This window comes from Burkholderia sp. HMSC10F09 (assembly GCF_001806955.1).
In the GTDB taxonomy this organism is placed as follows: Bacteria; Pseudomonadota; Gammaproteobacteria; order Burkholderiales; family Burkholderiaceae; genus Burkholderia; species Burkholderia multivorans.
This window is the reverse complement of record NZ_KV786768.1, coordinates 1-1,459: the sequence shown is the minus strand read 5'-3', so window position 1 is coordinate 1,459 and position 1,459 is coordinate 1. Positions and strand designations below refer to the sequence as shown.

Annotated in this window: 1 protein-coding gene; it reads left to right on the top strand. The window is 70.9% G+C overall.

Annotated features, from left to right (window positions below; all coding sequences use genetic code 11):
- The first annotated feature begins 63 nt into the window (after positions 1-63).
- Positions 64-1,458: a D-arabinitol 4-dehydrogenase gene (gene dalD, locus HMPREF3115_RS17555; RefSeq protein WP_070555394.1), complete on the top strand. Its 1,395-nt coding sequence runs from the start codon at positions 64-66 to the stop codon at positions 1,456-1,458.
- Position 1,459: the final 1 nt, after the last annotated feature.

Below are 1,459 nucleotides of genomic sequence, written 5' to 3'. Positions count from 1 at the left end.
ACCGCGAAGCATGGGGCCCCGGTAAGCGCTGAAGCGCTAACCGGGGCCGACAGGAGACACCGGATGACCGAATCGCCCTCCGCCCGCACGCCCGTGCTGCTGCACATCGGCGCGGGCTCGTTTCACCGCGCACATCAGGCGTGGTATCTGCATCGCGTCAACGAAGCCGTGCCGGCCGACCAGCGCTGGTCGCTCGTCGTCGGCAACATCCGCGACGACATGCGCGCCACGATGGACGCACTCGCCGCGCAGCACGGCGTCTACACGCTCGAGACCGTCACGCCGCAAGGCGAGCGCGAATACGAGACGATCCGCACGATCGCGCGCGTGCTGCCGTGGTCGATCGATCTCGCCGCGCTGATCGACGCCGGCGCCGATCCGGCCTGCCGGATCGTGTCGTTCACCGTCACCGAAGGCGGCTACTACCTCGACGAACACAACCGGCTCGACGTCGCGAACGCCGATCTCGCGGCCGACCTGCAGGGCGCGCGCACGACGCTCTACGGCGCGCTCGCCGCGCTGCTGGCCGAACGCATGCGGCGCGGCGCGGGTGCCCTCACGCTGCAGAGCTGCGACAACCTGCGCAGCAACGGCGCGCGCTTTCGCGCGGGCATGCGCGAGTTTCTCGAACGCCGCGGGCAGACCGACGTGCTCGCGTGGTTCGATACGAACGTCGCATGCCCGAGCGCGATGGTCGATCGCATCACGCCGCGTCCGACCGCCGACGTGCGCGAACGCGTGCGCGCGGCCACCGGCATCGACGACGCATGCCCGGTGATGGGCGAATCGTTCATCCAGTGGGTCATCGAGGACCGCTTCGCGGCCGGCCGGCCGCGCTGGGAGCTGGCGGGCGCCGAACTCGTCGACGACGTGCATCCGTACGAGGAAGCGAAGATCCGCATTCTCAACGCGACGCACAGCTGCATCGCGTGGGCCGGCACGCTCGCAGGCCACACGTACATCCACGAAGGCACGCACGACGCGTCGATCCGCCGCTTCGCGCACGACTACGTGACGCAGGACGTGATCCCGTGCCTCACGCCGAGCCCGCTCGATCTCGCGCGCTACCGCGACGTCGTGCTCGAGCGCTTCGGCAACCCGTACGTGCTGGACACGAACCAGCGCGTCGCGGCAGACGGCTTCTCGAAGATTCCCGGCTTCATCGCGCCCACGCTCGCCGAATCGTTCGCGCGCGGCGCAACGCCGGTCGCAACGGCCGTGCTGCCCGCGCTGTTCCTGCGCTTTCTCGAACGCTGGGCGCGCGGCGCGCTGCCGTACGCCTATCAGGACGGTGTGATGGACGACGGCGCCGCGCGCGCGATCGTCGGCACCGCCGATCCGGTCGCCGCGCTCGCCGCGAGCCGCGCGCTGTGGGGTTCGATGGCCGGCAGCGCAGCGCTGACCGATGCGCTGCGCGCGGGTCTCGCGCGCGTCGACGCGTGGCTCGCCGCGCGCTGAT

What these genes read in the sequence shown, in the direction of transcription:
- dalD (WP_070555394.1), top strand. Translation starts at nt 64, where the DNA reads ATGACCGAATCGCCCTCCGCCCGCACGCCCGTGCTGCTGCACATCGGC.